Here is a 19,475-nt window from a genome sequence, read left to right on the forward strand (position 1 = left end):
GACAGTTCGGTCCCTATCCGTCGCGGGCGCAGGAAATTTGAGAGGAGCTGTCCTTAGTACGAGAGGACCGGGATGGACATACCGCTGGTGTACCAGTTGTCTTGCCAAAGGCATCGCTGGGTAGCTATGTATGGACGGGATAAATGCTGAAAGCATCTAAGCATGAAGCCCCCCTCAAGATGAGATTTCCCATTACATTTGTAAGTAAGATCCCTCAAAGAAGATGAGGTGGATAGGTCCGGGGTGGAAGCGTGGCGACACGTGCAGCTGACGGATACTAATCGATCGAGGACTTAACCTTATAAGTTAATTAAGTACGGTTGAACTTGAAGTTCAGCAACAATGTTGGTTTTATCCGGTTTTGAACGAACAAGTATCGTTCAATTGTCTGGTGACGATGGCGAAGAGGTCACACCCGTTCCCATACCGAACACGGAAGTTAAGCTCTTCAGCGCCGATGGTAGTAGGGGGCTTCCCCCTGTGAGAGTAGGACGTCGCCGGGCCAAGGCCATTCCCTTTGGGGAGTGGTTTTTTTGTGTTTTAAAATCCGAAGGATTTATATCTTTGAAAAGTAACGGGTTTTACTTTAACAATAGGAGTTAAGCTCTTCAGCGCCGATGGTAGTAAAGCGGCGCAGCCGCTTTGCGTAATTTACGCCAACGGTGTAAATTACGCAGGGAACAGGCTTCCCCCTGTGAGAGTAGGACGTCGCCGGGCCAAGGCCATTCCCATTCCCTTCGGGGGATGGTTTTTTTGTGTTTATAAATATTTTTTCAATAACAATGCTTAAATTGTTAAAGGCATTTGGCGCGAGTAGGTATGTGTGAAGTTATGTTGTGTGGCCGCGATCATGATTCTATGTTTCGTGGAAGGATATTGTGTTCCAAGATGATTAGTATCTCGCGCTCGATGCTTTTGACAAACTAAAATAACGCCCACGTCCAAAGTGATGCCACCCGCGCTCAAAGAAGTGCCGCCCGCGCTCAAAGAGATGCCACCCGCGCTCAAAGAGATGTCGCCCGCGCTCAAAGAAGTGCCACCCGCGCTCAAAGAAGTGTCGCTCGCGCTCAAAGAGGTGCCACCCGCGCTCAAAGCAAGCCGTCCTGCGCCCAAAGAGGTGCCATCTGCGCTCAAAGAGGTATCGCCCACGCTCAAAGTGATGCCACCCGCGCTCAAAGAGCCCCCATATCTCTCCTGAAAAATAGTGTCGCATGCCAACGGAAGCACATCTATCATTCATTAATCTCATAAATCAATACATCAAATAATTCTTCATTAGTATAAAGCAGTATTGCCCATTCACCTGCTTTTGGAATGTGTACGTTGGAAGGTGTGTGTGCATCTGCTCCATTATTCTCTCCTGCAAGTCCTGTCGTCCAACCTGATGTTAATATTGGATGAACAGTGCTCGCTTCCCTGTGAACACCAACGACCGTTAGATTGGTTGCCATGGGATCCTCAATCCCCCAAAGGTGCCACATCCACTTTTGTTTTGTATTTATGCTTGGCATATCGGCACCAATCACACCTGATTTGTTCTCATTACCGATAATATTGCGGTTAAATGTCACGGCTTTTTTATTCCAATTAATATTCTCTAAATCACTCACTGCCACAAAGTCTGGTAGATCTTCAGGTAAAATGAACTCGCCATCAACTTTTTCATTTGTAGAGCAACCAATGAGTAAAATAAGCATGACCCCAAAAATAAATCCCACTGTTTTTATTTTCAATAAATCCTCCTCCTAAACAATAGTATACGTTCTATGCGTGTTTACTTTTACTTACTAGCTTCTGTTAATCACTGTTGCTTAAAAAATATGAGTAGTCCATGATTAGAATAATAGAACGGGGGAGTCGGAATGAAAAGTTTCTCTTTGTTTTTATTTTCGTTAGTACGCATAGTCATGCTCGTCATTATGAGCGGTTATTTTCTTCAAATGACACAAGGGATAGACGATGCGCGGACTATGTATATTATCGGTGCTGTTTTTATCTTTATCGTCAGTCATTTTATACAAATGTCGAATGTCCGCATTAAGGTTAGTGTGCTGTGCTCATTCGTTGATTTTATTATCATTTCGGGGTTTGGTTTTTTGTTTTCGGAAAGCAGTTATTTGTATTTGATCTTTTTTGGTGTTCTGTCTACGACTGTATTTTTATTATATGATCAAAAAAAGCTTCTTGGACTTTTTTCAGGTTTGTTCTTTGCAGTATGGATTATGATTAGTTTACAAATCTATGTGAAAACCGGTTCATTTTCCATTTCGAGTAATATTGTAAATGGGATGTTCGTTTTTTATGGCGCTCTTGTCGGGAGCCTCATTCGGAATTTCCGTAATGCGAAAGAGACGATTTCGGTTCAATATGGGCAGCTGAATGAATCGCATATAGCTTTGCAGAAGGCACATCGGCAGTTGCGGGAATATGCGGAGCAAGTGGAGCAGCTAACGGTTATCCGTGAACGAAATGAGATTGCTCGGGAGATTCACGATACGGTCGGCCATAAAATGACGGCACTCGTTGTCCAGTTGCAAGTTGCTCGTGAGATGGCAGAAAGGGATGCGGAAAGAGCGAAAGAAGTGATTGCGATCTGCGAGCAGTTGACGCGAGATTCCCTCCATGAACTACGGGTTTCAGTTAGGACGTTGCAAGAGGATGACAAGGGGATTGAATTTCACGAAGTGTTGCAGGAGCTGCTCGATGATTTTTCTACTTTGACACAAATGGAAACGCGTCTTTTATTAAACGGTGAAGCTTCTGCAATTCCATTGTCCTTGCAACCAACGATTAAAAGAGTTGTCCAGGAAGGGTTGACGAATGCAAAGAAACACGGAAATGCGAGAACTTGTTTAGTGGAAATCAATGAAGACGAAAATGGGATCCGCCTGAAGATTAAGGACGATGGGGTCGGACAGAAGAATATACATCCGAATTTTGGTTTGATTAACATGAAGGAACGGGTTGAGGAACATGGGGGTTCCTTTGCAATTCGAAGTGAAGAAGGGGAAGGGTTTGAAATCTATATTACCTTTCCATACCAACCTGAAGACGTGGGGGTGACAGTATGATAAAGGTCATGATCGTAGATGACCAGCCATTAGTGCGGGAAGGGCTCGGCACATTGCTCGGGTTGCGCCCAGAAATTGAAGTCGTCGGAATGGCAGAGGATGGGACAGATGCATTGAATAAAGCGTTGCACCTTCAACCGGATATTGTGCTAATGGATATACGGATGCCTAAGACGAATGGTGTTGAAGGGACAAAGCTCATTAAGGAAAGATTACCGGACGTGAAAGTGTTAATTTTGACGACATTCAATGATAGTACGTTTGTGTTCGATGCGCTCGAGGAAGGAGCGAGCGGATATTTGTTAAAAGATATGCCGACAAATACGATTGTTCAAGCTATCCTAACCGTCTATCATGGCGGCGTCGTGTTACCAAAGGAGTTCACATCACAAGTGTTGCCAGAGCTGCGAATGAAAAATTATGAAAAACCTACTGAATTGCCAAGTGGACTCGAGGAGCTGTCGGACCGGGAGCGGGAAGTTCTCATGCATTTAGGGCAAGGTTTGAACAACAAGGAAATAGCGGACACGTTGTTCATCACAGAAGGGACCGTCAAAAATCATGTATCGAGCGTTATTCAGAAGCTTGGGCTTCGCGACCGTACGCAAGCCGCTATATTTGCCGTACGGTACGGCATTACAATCTTTTAATATCTCTTTCTGCATAGCACACTATGCAGAACGGCACATCAGTGTCGTTTTTTTATGTCTAAAAATCTATCGCACGCTCGATGAAAAGGAAAGCGCTTCGACGTAAGATGAGAGTAGAAGGAGGGGCTGTCATGCTTACAGTTACGGACGTAAAAAAGAGCTTTCATTCGAAAGAAGTAATTAAAGGCGTTTCGCTTCAAGTGGGGAAAGGGGAGTCGTTCGGATTGCTTGGTCCGAATGGTGCTGGAAAGTCGACACTCATTTCGATGATTTGTGGGCTGATTCCGGCGAGCGGTGGGGAAATCCGGGTAGGTGGAAAACCCGTTGGCAAACAGTCACGGGAAATTAAACAGCTCATTGGCATCGTACCGCAAGACATTGCGCTTTATCCGACGATGTCAGCGCTCGATAATTTAATGTTCTGGGGCAAGATGTACGGCTTGTGCGGCAAAAAAGCGAAAGCCCGTGCAAAGGAAGTACTTGAAATTGTCGGGCTGACGGAGCGCGCAAAGGATCGGATCGAAACCTTTTCAGGTGGTATGAAGCGGCGGATCAATATTGGTGCTGCGCTCATGCATGAGCCAGAGCTACTCATTATGGATGAACCGACAGTCGGTATTGACCCTCAATCACGCAATCACATTTTGGAAACGGTCAAAGCATTAAATGAGCAAGGAATGACCGTCATCTATACGAGCCACTACATGGAAGAAGTAGAGTACCTGTGCAGGCGGATCGCCATTATCGACGAGGGAAAAGTGATTGCGAGTGGAACGAAAAAGGATCTCGTCGACAGATTAGCTGGAGGAAGTGTGTTAAAGCTGGTGGTTGAATTAGAGAATCCTCATTTCATTAAACGACTGAAAGCATTGGATGGGGTGGAAAAGGTTATTACACAATCCGATGGCGAAATCCATCTGCATATACAATCCAAAACGGAATTGCTGTCGACAATTATCGGGCTTGCAAGCCAATTGAATGTGAATATACACAATATGCAACTAGAAGAATCTAATTTGGAGACGTTATTCCTCCAATTGACGGGACGTACATTACGTGAATAGGGGTGAAGTGAATGAAGAGCCTATTGGTTGCCGGTAAAGACGTTAAAATTCTGTTAAAGGACCGGAGAGCGTTGCTCATGCTCATTGTCATGCCGATTATACTAACCGCAATTCTCGGTTCTGCGTTGAAAGGGGTCATGGGAGGGGGAGGCATGCCTGAAACGGTATTGGGAGTTTATTCGAATGATGAAAATGCATGGGCGACATCTATTCTTCGTTCACTGGATGATGAAGCGCTCGCTATTACAGTCGAACGGGCATCTTCAGAGAAACAGCTACACGAGTGGATGGGGAAGGGGCAAGTCGATGTTGGTGTACTCATCCCATCTACTTGGGGAGATGTATCATATAAAGAACGTGCAGTCATTTTATCAGACACCGGACACGAATCCGAAGCGACGATTATCCAGCAGATTTTTAACACATATGCCGAGACAGCGAATGCAATTGCGTTTTCAACAGAACTGCTGATGACCGAGGGGGCTTCCTATGCGGCAGCCGGTGAAAAAATTGATATGCAGGCGCTGCATAACGGACTTGCAAGTTCGATGCAGTCGATTGTCAATGAGCCGAGGGACTATGTATTAGTAACGTCCGTTGGTGAAAAGCCAGTAAGCGCGATGCAATATTATGCTGCTGCGATGGCGGCGATGTTTCTCCTATTCAATGCAATGACAGGCGGCAAGTCGTTCCATCGGGAGCGGCAGACGGAGACGATGGCAAGGTTAATGATGACGCCGACTTCTTTTCGATCCATTCTTGTTGGGAAATTCATCGGGACATTCCTCTTCGCGTTTTTCCAGTTCACTGTCTTCATGGCGGTTACGCATTATTTATTGAAGGTCGACTGGGGAGCGAACAGCTTGCAGACATTCTTTCTCGCTTTCTGTTATTGCATTGCTGTATCTGGCCTATCAATGGTGATGGCCGTCTTTACGACCGATGAAAAAATGGCAGATGTCGTCGGTAGCATGGGTGTCCAAGTTTTGGCGTTGCTTGGCGGTTCGATGTTACCTTTATCGGTATTTCCGGGAGTGTTACGGAATATCGCGTTATTTACGCCGAATTCATGGGCGCTGACGGGATTTACGTCTATTATGTCCGGGGCAGCTTGGGCTGATTTATGGATGCCAGCGGGCACGTTGCTACTCATTGGCGGTTTAGCCGTCTTAATCGGTTCGTTTAGATTAAGGCTTCATTCGTTATAGGAGGGGTGAATGATGAAAAGAATTTTCACGATTTGTCTATTTGAAATGAAACGGACATTTAAAAAGAAATCGGCATATGTCATGATGCTTGCGATGCCGTTATTGTTCACGTTCATATTCGGCGGGTTATTCGGATCCGGATCTGTTACGAAGTGGCGTTTAGCACTTGTCGATGAAGAGCGAACTTCTTTCTCCCAGCAGGTCGTAAATCGGCTTATGATGGATGAAATGGTGACCTATGAACCGGTTGACAACAATTTGGCGCAGGAAATGCTTGCCGGGCAAGAAGTGCAAGGCATTGTGACGATTGAAAAAGGAATAGCCGAAAAGCTCGTAAGTAAGCAGCAAGCCATCCAAATCCAGTTTTTGCCGGGAACGACCGTTGCACCTTTACTAGAACAGCAGGTGAATCAAGCCGTTCAAGGCATCGATATCTATCTTGCGGCAGCACGAGAAGGAAGCTTTCATCTACAGGAAGATTGGGAAACAATTTTTAATAAGCTGACTGCGAATGAAGGGCCGCTCCATGTATGGACTGAACGAGGTTCAATTTCACAGCAAGCTGGAATGTCCGGTATTTCGTACAACTCGGCGGGATTTGCGATCATGTTTGTCATGATGATGATGCTATCGATGACAGGGGTGTTGATGGAGGCAAAGCAGACGGGAATATGGTCAAGATTGTTCGTATCGCCGGCTACGAGGTTCGAGGTGTTAGCTGGTTATTTCTTGTCATTTTTCCTCGTAGGGTGGATTCAGTTTTTACTATTAATCGTCTTGTCGTCCGCCTTGTTTGGTGTGAAATGGGGGAATCCGTTCGGTTTATTGGCACTTATCACTTCGCTACTCCTTTGTGTCGTTGGACTAGGCATCGCAATCGCAGGCTTTGTAAAGACGGCTGAGCAGCAAAATGCAATCGGCACGTTAGTAATCATTTCGACTTGTATGCTCGGAGGCGTCTACTGGCCGCTCAACATCGTGCCTGAAATCATGCAGAAAATTGCTAACTTCGTCCCGCAGACGTGGGCGATGGAAGGGTTTACGTCGCTCATTTCGGATGGAGGCGGAATAGGGAACGTCATAATGCCATCCCTTATGCTGCTTGGATTCGCCGTCCTTTTTCTATCTGTAGGATTATCGAGAATGAAATATGTATGAGCCGAGAAATACTTTCGGCTTTTTTTATTTCTAAAAAAGAGTTTTCACCCTTACTGAACCGACTTCCTTTATAATGAAGACAAAGGAAGTGTAAATCGTAATGAGTGAACAAACTAAACCGCTTGTCCAAGCACTTAGTCAATTCAAGGACAAGCGGCCAATCTCCTATCATGTACCGGGTCATAAAAACGGTTTGCTATCCGGCTTACCGGAGGAAATGCAATTCGTGTTGCCATATGATTTGACGGAATTGGAAGGGTTGGATGATTTGCATGAGCCGTCTGGGGTTATCCGTGAAGCGGAGCAACGACTTTCGGCATTGTATCAATCTGACAAGAGCTTCTTTCTCGTCAATGGATCGACGGTTGGCAATTTGGCAATGATGTACGCGGCATGCAGACCTGGGGACACGGTCATTGTACAACGGAATGCACATAAATCGATTTTCCATGCAATTGAATTGACAGGCGCTAAGCCGGTCTTTGTATCTCCAGCATGGAGTTATCATTCAAAAACGCCGGGCACTGTCCGTTTTTCACGGGTGAAGGAGGCGATTGAAGCCTATCCACAAGCCAAGGCGGTCGTCCTGACATATCCAACTTATTACGGTGTCGCCGGCTCCGAGTTGACGGACATCATTCAATATAGTCATTCAAAGGGCATTCCGGTTTTGGTCGATGAAGCGCATGGAGCCCATTTTGTCGCGGGAAGCGCATTTCCGCAATCCGCATTGGAGCTAGGGGCTGACGTCGTTGTGCACTCGGCGCATAAAACATTGCCCGCAATGACAATGGCGTCATTTTTACATATTAAGTCGACGTTTATCTCTACTGAAAAGATTGCCCATTATTTGGGTATGCTCCAATCGAGCAGCCCTTCCTATTTACTTATGGCGTCCCTCGATGATGCACGGGCGTATGTCGAGTCATACACGATTCATGATCAAGACGATCTTTTAGAAAAACGTCGGACATTTATCGACAATTTACTCGCTATAAAGGCATTGCAAATTGTCGAAACGGATGATCCGTTGAAAGTATTGCTACGGGTTGAAGGCTATACAGGGTTCGAACTGCTAGCACGGCTTGAAGCGGAAGGCGTCTTCGCAGAACTTGCCGATCCATTTCAAGTACTATTCGTGTTACCGTTACTGAAAAAGGGTCAGGCGTACCCATTTAGTGAAAGCGTGCAAAAGATTGCCGCTGCCGTCGTTACTTTACCGGCAAAGGAAGAAGTATGGACAATGGATGAATTGATTCAAATTGGTGAAGACATATCCACGCTAACTTATCTTCCACAAGAACTTCTTGGCCGCGACAATGGATGGAAAGCAATTGAGGAGTCTGTCGGCTATGTAGCGGCAGCTTCCATCATCCCTTACCCTCCCGGCATCCCGTTGCTCCTTGGCGGGGAAAAGGTGACGGAGCATCATGTCACATCCCTTTTACAATACTTGCAATTGAATGCGAAATTTCAAGGAGCCATTCGGGCAAATGATAGACAAATACAAGTGATCATCGATTGACGGAGGCATATTATGATAAATAAAGGGATATTTATTACCTTTGAAGGTCCAGAAGGAGCAGGAAAAACGACTGTCATTGCAGAAATATATAAGAGACTGGAGAAGAAAGGGAAAAAAGCGATCCTTACCCGTGAACCGGGAGGCATTCGCATCTCGGAGAAAATCCGTACTATTATTCTCGACAACGAGCATCAGGAGATGGATGGCAGGACGGAGGCGCTCCTTTATGCAGCGGCCCGTCGACAACATCTAGTCGAGAAAGTCATTCCAGCAATGAAGGAAGGGAATATCGTCCTTTGCGACCGGTTCGTCGACAGCTCCCTCGCCTATCAAGGTTACGCTCGTGGTCTCGGCATGGATGAAGTAATGTCCATCAACGCATTTGCAATTGGCGAGACAATGCCGGATCTAACAATATTCTTCGACATTACTCCTGAAGAAGGTTTGAAAAGAATTACAGATAGTGAGGAACGAGAACAAAATCGTTTGGATAATGAAACAATGCAGTTTCATAAAAAGGTATACGACGGGTATCAATTGTTGCTTGAACAGTATCCAGAACGCATTATTCGTACTGATGCAAGCATGTCATTATCAGAAGTAACTGAAAATGTTTGGAAAATTATAAGTTCTCAACTCATTTCCAGGAAGAATTCGTGATATAATATAGTAGAGGGCTTTTATCCACTCGAGTTGGAATAAGATTGTTTATTAATATAAAAAAAGCTGAAAAGGAGAGGGTACCGTGAAATTGATTGTGGCAGTTGTACAGGACCAAGATAGCAACCGCTTGTCGGCGGCTTTGACGAAAAATGACTTTCGTGCTACGAAACTAGCCAGTACAGGAGGGTTTCTACGGTCGGGGAATACAACCTTCCTCATCGGAACGGACGATAGCCTCGTACCGAAAGCTTTAGAATTAATTCGTGAAAATTGCCGTTCGCGCGATCAGATGGTTGCCCCCGTATCACCGATGGGTGGCAATGCTGATTCCTATATCCCTTACCCGGTAGAAGTGGAAGTGGGCGGTGCAACGGTGTTTGTCTTACCGATTGAACAATTTCATCATTTTTGATGAAATGAGGTGATGTAATAATGAAAGTGAATGGTGAATACCGGACCGGGCCTGATAAGCTCAGAAATGATCCATTGCGTTCACCGCAAGGAAATGCCCGGTTCGGTCAAATGGTTCTGAAGCAGGAAGAACGCCTGCACGGCGAACAATTAACTAGGCTTCTTGGAGACATTTCTTCAGCAGGGGACCGTCTTGCCCGTTCACGGAATTTAAGAGACATGGCAAAGTTTAAAATGCTCGTCCGCCGTTTCCTGAAGGAGTCGGTTGAATCCGGGATGGGAGTAAAGCAATCGCATACGTGGAATCAATTTGGCGAAGGACGAAGATTGAAGATTGTCGAAACAATCGATGAGAAGCTCGTCGAATTGGCAGAAGCTTTATTAAATGATGAGCAGTCGTCTGTCGATTTATTAGGAAAGATCGGGGAAATTAAAGGACTTCTCATTAATATATATAGATGACTTAAGTTTTTTACACGTGTTGAAACAAGGAGGTACATGCAAGCATGGAAAGTGGCATCAAACAGAGGCAAAAGGCTGTCATCGATAGACTGGAAGCGACTTACCTGAATAACCGGATGGGTCACGCCTATCTATTTGATGGCGAGGCTGGCACTGGAAAAGTAGAAGCAGCCATCCATTTTGCGAAGCTTTTGCTTTGTGAGAGGCCGGAAAATGCTGTTCCATGTGAAACATGTCGCAACTGCAGGCGGGTTGCGTCAGGGAATCATCCAAATGTAACGATGATTGAACCGGATGGACAAGACATTAAAAAAGAACAGATGTCGTCGTTAATTATGAAAATGACGAGAAAAGGGTATGAACCGGGACGTAAAATATATATCATTTCACGCGCGGACCGAATGAATGTAGCAGCAGCCAATACGTTGCTGAAGTTTCTAGAGGAACCAGAAGGAGAAGTGACTGCAATACTTCTGACTGATTCCTATCAGTCAATCCTTCCGACAATCCAATCTAGATGCCAACGTATTAGCTTTATTCCGCCACGGCGGGAAGAGATGATTGCAAAATTGATTGAGGCAGGAATTACCGCATCGATGGCTGCGACAGTAACGATGATGACGGCGGATATCGGGCAAGCGAAAGAGCTTGCGGAAAATGATCAATTTGCACACATGCGAAAAACAGTGTTAAAATTGATTGAAGCATCAGATCGCAATGTAAATGAAGCGCTTTTATTCGTTCAATCGGAATGGTTGCCGGCAATGAAAGAGAAGGAAGACGTGGAACGTGGTCTTGACTTGCTTCTCTATGCATACCGTGATATCGTCTCGATGAAAGCCGGGTTGCCATCGGAATTAACGTTTCCCGATCAGCAACAGATTTTTCGTGGTTTTTCAATGAAGATGACATACAGCCAGCTATCGGCTAATATGGAAGCAATTCTGCAAGCGAAGAAAAAGCTGTACGGCAATATGAACCGAACACTTTTATTGGAACAGCTGGTGCTCAATTTGCAGGAGGGGTTAATGCTTGTATAATGTTGTAGGTGTCCGCTTTAAAAAAGCGGGTAAAATATATTATTTCGATCCTCTCGATTTTCCGCTTAATGTCGGTGATTATGTCATCGTCGAAACGGCCAGGGGAATTGAGTACGGTAAAGTAGCTAGTCCTGTGAGGGAAGTCGATGAAAATGACGTCGTCTTACCACTAAAGAAAATTATCCGCAAGGCACTTGTTGAAGACCAAACCCAAGTGGAGGAAAACGAAGCGGATGCTGAGCAGGCGTTTGGCAAATGTGTTGAGAAGATACGTGAACATGAACTGGACATGAAGCTTGTTGATGTGGAATACACATTTGATCGCAATAAGATCGTCTTTTATTTCACAGCGGAAGGACGGGTCGATTTCCGGAATCTCGTTAAAGATCTGGCCGCTATTTTCCGAACACGGATCGAATTGCGCCAAATTGGCGTCCGTGATGAGGCGAAAATGCTTGGTGGAATCGGACCGTGCGGAAGAATGCTTTGCTGTTCAACTTTCCTCGGTGATTTTGAACCGGTATCGATCAAGATGGCGAAGGACCAAAACCTGTCACTCAACCCATCCAAAATCTCCGGATTATGCGGTCGTCTCATGTGTTGCCTAAAATACGAAAACGATGAATATGAACAGGCAAAAGCCCTTATGCCGGATATCGGTGAATGGGTGCAGACACCCGAAGGACAAGGGAAAGTGGTCGGCTTAAATTTACTTGAGAGAATTTTGCAAGTGAATGTAACGGATCGAGAACAGGTATTGGAATATTCATGGGAAGAAATAGAGAGTCGAAAAAACTCAGTAGCTCAATTGACGAAATGATGGGGTGAAATAGTTGAAAGAAGGGAACTTTCTCGACAGAGTGATGGAGTTTGAGCAGCAACTCGAAACCATGCATGAGCAATTCCGGGAACTTATTGGATTTGTGGCGAAGATGACGGAAGAGAATCACTCACTTCAACTGGAAAACCATCATCTCCGGACTCGCCTAGAAGAATTAACTGACAAAACTCAAATGATGGATGAAAAACGGCCACCCGAGAAGCCCCATAAAGTCGATATCGGCGAAGGGGTGGACAACTTGGCCAGAATATATAATGAAGGATACCACGTCTGCAATGTCCATTATGGAAGCAGTCGTAAAGGGGAAGATTGTTTGTTCTGCCTATCCTTCTTGAACAAACAGAATGCTTGAGATGAGCCGATCCTATAATCATGTAGGCATCGGCTCTTTTCTATTAACCGGAGGAGAACATATGGAGAATTTATTGAAGGAAGATGAAAGACTGGACTATCTACTGGCGGAAAAGTTACGAATTATTCAAAGCCCCTCCGTCTTTTCATTTTCTCTCGATGCGGTTTTGCTTGCAAAATTCGCGTATGTACCGATTCGTTCGGGTAAAATTGTCGATCTATGCGCAGGCAACGGGGCCATTCCGCTTTTCTTAAGTGCTCGGACAAAGGCTGACATTATTGCGGTTGAGTTGCAGGAGAGGCTCGCGGATATGGCAAATAGAAGTGTTGGCTATAATGAGTTGAATGAACAAATTACGATTGTGAATGACAATGTAATTGGAATTGCAAAGAAGATCGGCTATGAAAAATACGACACAGTCACTTGCAATCCGCCTTATTTCCCCGCTATTGAAGCGAGTGAGAAAAACTTGAAAGAACATGTCGCCATTGCGAGGCACGAAATCCACCTGACACTTGAACAAGCTGTACAGTCTGCAAGCGAGTTGTTGAAGCAAGGCGGAAAAGCGGCATTCGTCCATCGGCCAGGTAGACTGCTTGATATTGTGACGGCAATGCGCGCGAACAGACTCGAACCGAAAAGAATTCGTTTCGTATACCCAAAGGAAGGTAAAGAGGCAAATACATTATTAATTGAAGGAATAAAGGATGGTAAACCTGATTTGAAAATAATGCCACCTCTTTACGTATATGGTAATGACGATGAGTATACGGAAGAAGTGAGGCTTTTATTATATGGACAAAATGAATGAGCATCTGTTTTATGTCCTAGAATGCAACGACGGCTCCTATTATGCAGGTTATACAAATGATTTGGAAAAACGAATTCGTACCCATAATGAAGGAAAGGGAGCAAAATATACACGTGCCAAGCTTCCGGTCCGTCTCATTTACAAGGAAAGCTATGAAACGAAGCGGGACGCGATGCGGGCTGAATATCAGTTTAAGCGATTAACGCGGTCGGCAAAGGAACGCCATATGAGGAAGGGGCAAAAAATCGATGAAATCACAGAAGAGCGCTGAAGCAAATGTTGCTAAACTATATCTTGTCGGAACGCCGATCGGCAATTTGGAGGATATGACATTTCGAGCAGTCCGAGTTCTACAGGAAGCGGATGTAATAGCGGCTGAAGATACGAGGAACACAATTAGGCTTTGCAACCATTTCGACATAAAAACACCTCTCATGAGTTATCACGAGCATAATCTCGAGAAGGGTGGAGAGAAGATTCTGTCGCTATTGGCGGAAGGGAAGACGGTTGCCCTTGTAAGCGATGCAGGGATGCCGTGTATATCTGATCCTGGAAATGACATTGCTACGAAAGCGATTCAAGAAGGATTTGATGTCGTTCCAATCCCTGGAGCAAATGCCGCCATCAGTGCATTGGTCGCTTCAGGGCTTCAGACGCAGCCTTTTTCCTTTTTCGGATTTCTGTCGCGCCAGAAAAAGGAGCGTACCGAGCAACTGCGAAAGTTGCAACAAAAGGAAGAGACATTGCTTCTATATGAAGCTCCACATCGCTTAAAGGAAACGGTTAAAGCTCTTTCTGAATCATTTGGCGGTTCACGTCAAGTCGTTTTGGCACGGGAATTGACGAAACGGTATGAGGAGTTTCTTCGGGGGACGCTTGAAGAAGCTGTATCCTGGGTAGAGTCCAATGAAATAAGAGGGGAATTTTGTATCGTCGTTGAAGGAAATGATGATCTAGAAGAATCGTCCGAAGCTTGGTGGAAAGATATAAGTATTCAAATGCATGTGGAAATGGTGATGGAAAAGGAAGGCGTTTCATCGAAGGAAGCTATTAAGTCAGTCGCATTGGAAAGAGAAATGTCTAAAAGAGACGTGTATCAGAAGTACCACGTAGACGGGAACGATATTAAAAAAAATCCAGAACGATAATTCGTTCTGGATTTGAAATGTTATTGTTGTAATAGCATTATTTTATCTTTTCTTCAATTTCTTTGATAAGCTGTTTAGCACCATCTGGGCTTAAGATTAGCTTTCCATCAATAAGCTGCAGATTGTTGTCGGACACTTCCCCTGTGATTGAACATGTCATATTCGGCATGTATTTCTTCAAGATGATTTTATCGTCATCAACGTAGATTTCCAAAGCGTCTTTCTGCTCAATTCCGAGTGTGCGGCGAAGCTCGATTGGAATAACTACGCGGCCAAGCTCATCGACTTTTCTAACGATTCCTGTGGATTTCATGACAAGAATTCCCCCTAAACGATTTAAATTTTCGTCGAAATTCGACATGTTTCTCTTGTCTATCAAATATCATACCAAGCCTTCCAATTAACGTCAATAAAACATAGTAATATTATGTGTAGAATAATAGATTTATTGAACTTTTCGGGACTTTCGATGTTTGGAATTCCCCATACTAGCAAGGTATTAAGGGACTATTATAGTTTTGAATTGAGAAATAAATGTGAAATATGTTAAAAAAGAAGTTTGCTAGTATGTGAGCTTTCTTGATATGTGCATATTTTGGAGAGATTAACGAGCGTTTGAAAGCGATTATGCACAGATTGACGAATTTATACGTGTCTACATAGCACTTTTGTTGAATTTTAGATAATATGGTTAGTATAGATTGAAACACAGGAGGTATTTTGGTGGCAGAACAGAAAAAAACATTTTATATTACAACTCCTATTTATTATCCGAGTGGGAAATTTCATATTGGAACTGCTTACACGACCGTTGCATCGGATGCGATGGCTCGCTATAAAAGACTGCGTGGATTCGACGTGCGCTTCCTGACAGGAATGGACGAGCACGGACAGAAGATCCAGGAGAAGGCTGAGGAGGAAGGTCTTCCGCCGCAACAATACGTGGACCAAATCGCAGATGTCGCCGTCGATCTATGGAAGCTGATGGACATCTCCTATGATGATCTCATTAGAACGACAGAACAACGACATAAAGTACTCGTCGAGAAAATATTTAAAAAGTTCCTTGATAACGGCGATATTTATAAAGGTGAATACGAAGGTTGGAAATGTATCCCTTGCGAATCGTACTTCACAGAGGCGCAGCTTGAAGATGGAAACTGTCCGGACTGTCATCGCTCGGTGGAGAGAGTTTCTGAGGAATCGTATTTCTTTAATATGCAGAAGTACGCGGGCAGGCTGTTGAAATACTACGAAGACAACCCGCATTTCATTGAACCGGAATCCCGGAAAAATGAAATGATTAATAACTTTATTAAACCGGGACTTGAAGACTTGTCTGTCTCCCGTATGTCGTTTGACTGGGGTATTAAAGTGCCTGGAGATCCAAAGCACGTCATTTACGTTTGGGTCGATGCATTGACGAATTATATTACTGCACTTGGCTACGGTTCCGATGATGAATCGCTATTCAACAAGTATTGGCCGGCAGACGTGCACGTCGTCGGGAAGGATATCGTCCGTTTCCATACAATCTATTGGCCGATTTTCCTAATGGCGCTCGATTTGCCGTTACCGAAAAAAGTATTTGCCCACGGCTTTATTATGATGAAAGACGGCAAAATGTCGAAATCAAAAGGGAATGTCGTTTACCCTGAAATGCTTGTTGAGCGTTACGGCTTAGACGCGACACGTTATTTCCTTCTTCGCGAATTGCCGTTCGGACAAGATGGTACATTCTCACCTGAATCATTCGTTGAGCGGACGAATTACGACTTAGCCAACGACCTTGGCAACTTGTTAAATCGTACAGTTTCTATGATTAATAAATATTTCGACGGTGTCATTCCGAATGAAGGGTTAGAGCCGACTGAATTTGACAGTGTACTGCGCGACTTCACAGAGAACGCAATCGAAAAATACGAAGCTTCAATGGAGAAAATGCAATTTAGCGTCGTCCTTTCGGAACTATGGACAATCATTTCACGTACGAATAAATACATCGATGAAACGTCTCCATGGGTTCTTGCAAAAGACGAAGCAGACAGAGGGAAATTGGCATCTGTCATGGCACATCTTGCTGCATCGCTACGGCAAATTGCGGTTCTTTTGCAGCCGTTCATGACGAAGGCGCCGATTCAGATTATCGATCAACTCGGTTTGAATGAAACAATGCTAGCATGGGAAACATTAGGCGACTTTGAGGCGATTCCTGAAGGAACAAAAGTTGTGGAAAAAGGAGTGCCGATTTTCCCTCGTCTTGATCCGGAAGTGGAAATTGTCTACATCCGCGATCAGATGGCTGTTACTGCTCCACAGGAAAAGAAGGAAGAAGAGCCTGTTGAAATTGAAGAAGCAGAAGAAATTACGATCGATGACTTCATGAAAGTCGATTTACGTGTCGCGACTGTAACTGCGTGTGAGAAAATACCAAAAGCGGACAAGCTGCTAAAGCTTCAACTCGATTTAGGCTATGAGCAGCGTCAAGTCGTTTCGGGCATCGCAGAGCATTACGAACCGGACGCTTTGATTGGCGAGAAAGTGATTGTCGTCGCCAATTTGAAGCCGGTGAAATTACGTGGCGAATTATCCCAAGGGATGATTTTAGCTGGAAGTTCGAACGGTGTGCTGAAATTGGCAACTGTTGATCCGACATTGGCAAACGGTGCACAAGTGAAGTAAATAATACAAGACGGCGTTTCCTACTAGAGGCGCCGTCTTTATCTTTTAACCGAATTGTCGCCATACTGTAACAAAAGTTGTATTTCATTGAATTAGAATGAGGAGAGACGAAAAATGTATATCGATACGCATGTTCATTTGAATGCGCACCAATATGAAGAAGACGTTAAAGAAGTCATTCAACGTGCAATTGACGCGGGGGTCAACAAAATGGTCGTCGTCGGTTTCGACCGTGTGACGATTGAGAAAGCGATGGAGTTAGTTGAGCAATACCCATTCATTTATGCTGTCGTAGGCTGGCATCCTGTAGACGCCATTGATTGTACTGACGAAGATCTAGAATGGATTGAATCGTTGGCGGCGCATCCGAAAGTCGTCGGCATCGGAGAAACCGGCCTCGATTATTATTGGGACAAATCACCAAAGGAAGTTCAGCAAGAATTGTTCCGAAAGCAAATCCGGCTTGCGCAAAAAGTTAATCTGCCTGTCATTATTCATAATCGTGACGCGACGGGGGATGTCGTCAGGATTTTAAAGGAAGAGGATGCCCAACTAACGGGTGGCATTATGCACTGTTATGGCGGCAGTGTAGAAACTGCAAAAGAGTGCATTAATATGAACTTCCTCATCTCCCTTGGTGGCCCAGTTACGTTCAAAAATGCAAAAATGCCGAAGCAAGTTGCAACAGATATATCGTTGGATCATTTATTAATTGAAACAGATGCGCCTTATCTTGCACCCCATCCTCATCGTGGTAAACGAAATGAACCGGCACTTGTCACGCTCGTGGCAGAAGAAATTGCTCGGTTGAAAGACATTCCAGTTGAAGAGGTAGCAAAAAGAACGACCGAAAATGCTTTAAAGATCTTCCGTATTTCGAACTAATTTATAGGTGGATTGTACGGCTTCCTACCTGAATCTATCCGTCTTAAGTGGAAAAAGTTGAAAACATAATGGGTTGACACGTTGAAAAGGAAGCCGTATAATTTGCCGAGTGATAAAGGAGGAGTTTTTTCATGATAAAGAGTACCATGAAAAATCTGTTCTCGATGTCATTGAGGAGTAAACAAATAGCAATTTTTGCTGTTGCATTTGCGCTATTTGTTTCAATCATTTCACTTGTTCTTTACGAAGGATCTAAGAAATCGGTCACACTTCATGTGAACGATGAGCAAATTGAAATAAAAACATCTACACATACAGTTGGGCAACTTCTTTCAAGTAGGGATATTGAAGTCGCCGAACACGATTTAGTAATACCCTCAGTGAATACCCCGATCGAGGAAGGCTTGACGATCAGGTGGGAACAGGCAAAGCAAGTAGAAATTCAAACAGGTAAGGAAACAGAAAAGATTTGGACGACGGATCAGAACGTTGGCGATATTTTAGCTGCGGCCAATATCGACCTTTCAGAGCATGATGAGGTCACACCAAATTTGAATGAAAACCTCGGGGAAGATCTACGTATCAATATTCAAAAAGCGTTCCAATTGACACTTATCGATGGTGGAAATGAGAAACAAATGTGGTCAACTTCGACTACGGTCGCTGACTTTTTAAAGAGAGAGAACATTCAACTGAATGAACATGACAAGCTAAACCGTAAGGCAGACGGATTCGTCAAGCCCGGTTCTATAGTTGAAGTCGTGCGGGTGGAAAAGGTCACCGATGTAGTGGAAGAACCAACAAACTTTGCAGTCGTAATGAAAAGTGATGCCAAATTGCTGAAAGGACGAGAAAAGGTCATTCAGGAAGGCAAGAAGGGGTCTGTCGAGCGCAAGTTTGAAATTGTCAAAGAAAATGGCAAGGAAGTATCTCGTAAGTTATTGAGTGAAAAGGTCATTGAGGAACCGCAAAAGAAAATTGTTGCGGTCGGTTCCAAAGTTGCAGTAGCAAGCGCCGCTACTAAAAAATCTAATGTAGTCGTATCACGCGGCAGCTCAGCAGCACCGTCCGGTGGGAAAGAGTTTTATGTTACAGCCACTGCCTATACAGCGTACTGTAGCGGGTGTACAGGGAAAACAGCAACAGGTATCGACTTGAGGGCTAACCCAAATTTAAAAGTCATTGCCGTAGATCCTAGCGTCATTCCGCTCGGCTCTAAAGTATGGGTTGAAGGATATGGATACGCCGTTGCGGGAGATACCGGTGGTGCGATTAAAGGGAACAAAATTGATCTATTTATTCCGACGAAGGCGGCAGCGTACAAATTTGGCCGTCGCACAGTGAAAATAAAAGTGATCGACTAATTCCAATAGCAGTCATGTATTTCCACACCAATCCGTGGGGCCTAACCAGTCCCACGGTTTTTTTGTGAATTTATTTCTTTTATTTAATTGACAACAGATTGAGTGACATTGGAAGCGGAGGGCGGCGACTCCTGCGGGAA

General features: G+C 44.4%; 21 protein-coding genes and 2 rRNA genes (1 of these 23 running past the window's edge). 20 read left to right on the forward strand and 3 right to left on the reverse strand.

Annotated elements, in window-relative coordinates; translation table 11 throughout:
* Both QM454_RS06035 and rrf read left to right on the forward strand, forming a co-directional pair.
* Window positions 1-301, forward strand: a 23S ribosomal RNA gene (locus QM454_RS06035) (it extends 2,633 nt beyond the left edge of the window).
* 86 nt (window positions 302-387) lie between these two features.
* A 5S ribosomal RNA gene (gene rrf / locus QM454_RS06040) occupies window positions 388-503 on the forward strand.
* Between the two features lie 283 nt (window positions 504-786).
* Here rrf and QM454_RS06045 read toward each other — a convergent pair.
* Together QM454_RS06045 and QM454_RS06050 are read right to left on the reverse strand one after the other, a co-directional pair.
* Window positions 787-1,236, reverse strand: coding sequence for a hypothetical protein (locus QM454_RS06045; protein ID WP_432362857.1), 450 nt, complete (start codon window positions 1,234-1,236; stop codon window positions 787-789).
* Entirely contained in the window at window positions 1,233-1,733 is a 501-nt protein-coding gene (locus QM454_RS06050; protein ID WP_432362859.1) for a hypothetical protein, read from the reverse strand. The genes QM454_RS06045 and QM454_RS06050 overlap by 4 nt, the downstream gene beginning before the upstream one ends.
* A gap of 129 nt (window positions 1,734-1,862) precedes the next feature.
* Here QM454_RS06050 and QM454_RS06055 point away from each other — a divergent pair, with 129 nt between their 5' ends.
* The 15 genes from QM454_RS06055 to rsmI all read left to right on the forward strand — a co-directional run bounded on the left by QM454_RS06055 (window position 1,863) and on the right by rsmI (window position 14,404).
* Complete coding sequence (locus QM454_RS06055) at window positions 1,863-3,071, forward strand: sensor histidine kinase (RefSeq protein WP_432362862.1); 1,209 nt, start codon at window positions 1,863-1,865, stop codon at window positions 3,069-3,071.
* The gene (locus QM454_RS06060; RefSeq protein WP_432362864.1) at window positions 3,068-3,721 is read left to right on the forward strand and encodes a response regulator; all 654 of its coding nucleotides are present in this window, start codon (window positions 3,068-3,070) and stop codon (window positions 3,719-3,721) included. The genes QM454_RS06055 and QM454_RS06060 overlap by 4 nt, the downstream gene beginning before the upstream one ends.
* A gap of 131 nt (window positions 3,722-3,852) precedes the next feature.
* Window positions 3,853-4,785: an ABC transporter ATP-binding protein gene (locus tag QM454_RS06065; RefSeq protein ID WP_432362866.1), complete on the forward strand. Its 933-nt coding sequence runs from the start codon at window positions 3,853-3,855 to the stop codon at window positions 4,783-4,785.
* A gap of 11 nt (window positions 4,786-4,796) precedes the next feature.
* Window positions 4,797-5,993, forward strand: a complete 1,197-nt coding sequence (locus QM454_RS06070; RefSeq protein WP_432362869.1) for an ABC transporter permease — start codon at window positions 4,797-4,799, stop codon at window positions 5,991-5,993.
* Between the two features lie 12 nt (window positions 5,994-6,005).
* On the forward strand, window positions 6,006-7,151 hold the full coding sequence (locus QM454_RS06075; RefSeq protein ID WP_432362871.1) for an ABC transporter permease: 1,146 nt from the start codon (window positions 6,006-6,008) through the stop codon (window positions 7,149-7,151).
* 100 nt (window positions 7,152-7,251) lie between these two features.
* On the forward strand, window positions 7,252-8,676 hold the full coding sequence (locus tag QM454_RS06080) for an aminotransferase class I/II-fold pyridoxal phosphate-dependent enzyme (protein ID WP_432362874.1): 1,425 nt from the start codon (window positions 7,252-7,254) through the stop codon (window positions 8,674-8,676).
* Window positions 8,677-8,688: 12 nt separating this feature from the next.
* Window positions 8,689-9,336, forward strand: a complete 648-nt coding sequence (tmk, locus tag QM454_RS06085; protein ID WP_432362877.1) for a dTMP kinase — start codon at window positions 8,689-8,691, stop codon at window positions 9,334-9,336.
* Between the two features lie 85 nt (window positions 9,337-9,421).
* Window positions 9,422-9,751 (forward strand): cyclic-di-AMP receptor, encoded by a 330-nt coding sequence (locus tag QM454_RS06090; RefSeq protein WP_060206001.1) that lies wholly within the window; start codon window positions 9,422-9,424, stop codon window positions 9,749-9,751.
* 20 nt (window positions 9,752-9,771) lie between these two features.
* Window positions 9,772-10,212: a YaaR family protein gene (locus tag QM454_RS06095; RefSeq protein ID WP_432362880.1), complete on the forward strand. Its 441-nt coding sequence runs from the start codon at window positions 9,772-9,774 to the stop codon at window positions 10,210-10,212.
* A gap of 44 nt (window positions 10,213-10,256) precedes the next feature.
* Window positions 10,257-11,252 carry a DNA polymerase III subunit delta' gene (gene holB, locus QM454_RS06100; RefSeq protein WP_432362883.1) on the forward strand — a complete coding sequence of 332 codons (996 nt, stop codon included), beginning with the start codon at window positions 10,257-10,259 and terminating at the stop codon, window positions 11,250-11,252.
* Window positions 11,245-12,072, forward strand: a complete 828-nt coding sequence (locus QM454_RS06105) for a PSP1 domain-containing protein (RefSeq protein ID WP_432362886.1) — start codon at window positions 11,245-11,247, stop codon at window positions 12,070-12,072. Before holB ends, QM454_RS06105 begins: the two co-directional genes overlap by 8 nt.
* 13 nt (window positions 12,073-12,085) lie before the next feature.
* Complete coding sequence (gene yabA, locus QM454_RS06110) at window positions 12,086-12,445, forward strand: DNA replication initiation control protein YabA (RefSeq protein ID WP_432362889.1); 360 nt, start codon at window positions 12,086-12,088, stop codon at window positions 12,443-12,445.
* A 61-nt stretch (window positions 12,446-12,506) separates the two neighbouring features.
* Window positions 12,507-13,256 (forward strand): tRNA1(Val) (adenine(37)-N6)-methyltransferase, encoded by a 750-nt coding sequence (locus QM454_RS06115; RefSeq protein WP_432362892.1) that lies wholly within the window; start codon window positions 12,507-12,509, stop codon window positions 13,254-13,256.
* Entirely contained in the window at window positions 13,249-13,527 is a 279-nt protein-coding gene (locus QM454_RS06120; RefSeq protein WP_432363882.1) for a GIY-YIG nuclease family protein, read from the forward strand. Before QM454_RS06115 ends, QM454_RS06120 begins: the two co-directional genes overlap by 8 nt.
* Window positions 13,505-14,404, forward strand: coding sequence for a 16S rRNA (cytidine(1402)-2'-O)-methyltransferase (rsmI, locus tag QM454_RS06125; RefSeq protein WP_432362895.1), 900 nt, complete (start codon window positions 13,505-13,507; stop codon window positions 14,402-14,404). The genes QM454_RS06120 and rsmI overlap by 23 nt, the downstream gene beginning before the upstream one ends.
* A 37-nt stretch (window positions 14,405-14,441) precedes the next feature.
* Here rsmI and QM454_RS06130 read toward each other — a convergent pair whose 3' ends face one another.
* Window positions 14,442-14,717 carry an AbrB/MazE/SpoVT family DNA-binding domain-containing protein gene (locus QM454_RS06130; protein ID WP_251629903.1) on the reverse strand — a complete coding sequence of 92 codons (276 nt, stop codon included), beginning with the start codon at window positions 14,715-14,717 and terminating at the stop codon, window positions 14,442-14,444.
* Between the two features lie 410 nt (window positions 14,718-15,127).
* Between QM454_RS06130 and metG the strand changes: the two genes are divergently transcribed.
* The 3 genes from metG to QM454_RS06145 all read left to right on the forward strand — a co-directional run bounded on the left by metG (window position 15,128) and on the right by QM454_RS06145 (window position 19,335).
* Entirely contained in the window at window positions 15,128-17,086 is a 1,959-nt protein-coding gene (metG, locus tag QM454_RS06135) for a methionine--tRNA ligase (RefSeq protein ID WP_432362898.1), read from the forward strand.
* A 114-nt stretch (window positions 17,087-17,200) separates the two neighbouring features.
* A complete protein-coding gene (locus QM454_RS06140) occupies window positions 17,201-17,971 on the forward strand; it encodes a TatD family hydrolase (RefSeq protein WP_432362900.1) in 771 nt (256 codons plus the stop codon).
* Window positions 17,972-18,102: 131 nt separating this feature from the next.
* Window positions 18,103-19,335, forward strand: coding sequence for a ubiquitin-like domain-containing protein (locus QM454_RS06145; RefSeq protein WP_432362902.1), 1,233 nt, complete (start codon window positions 18,103-18,105; stop codon window positions 19,333-19,335).
* Window positions 19,336-19,475 lie beyond the last annotated feature (140 nt).

It is taken from the genome of Sporosarcina sp. UB5 (assembly GCF_050859005.1).
GTDB lineage: Bacteria > Bacillota > Bacilli > Bacillales_A > Planococcaceae > Sporosarcina.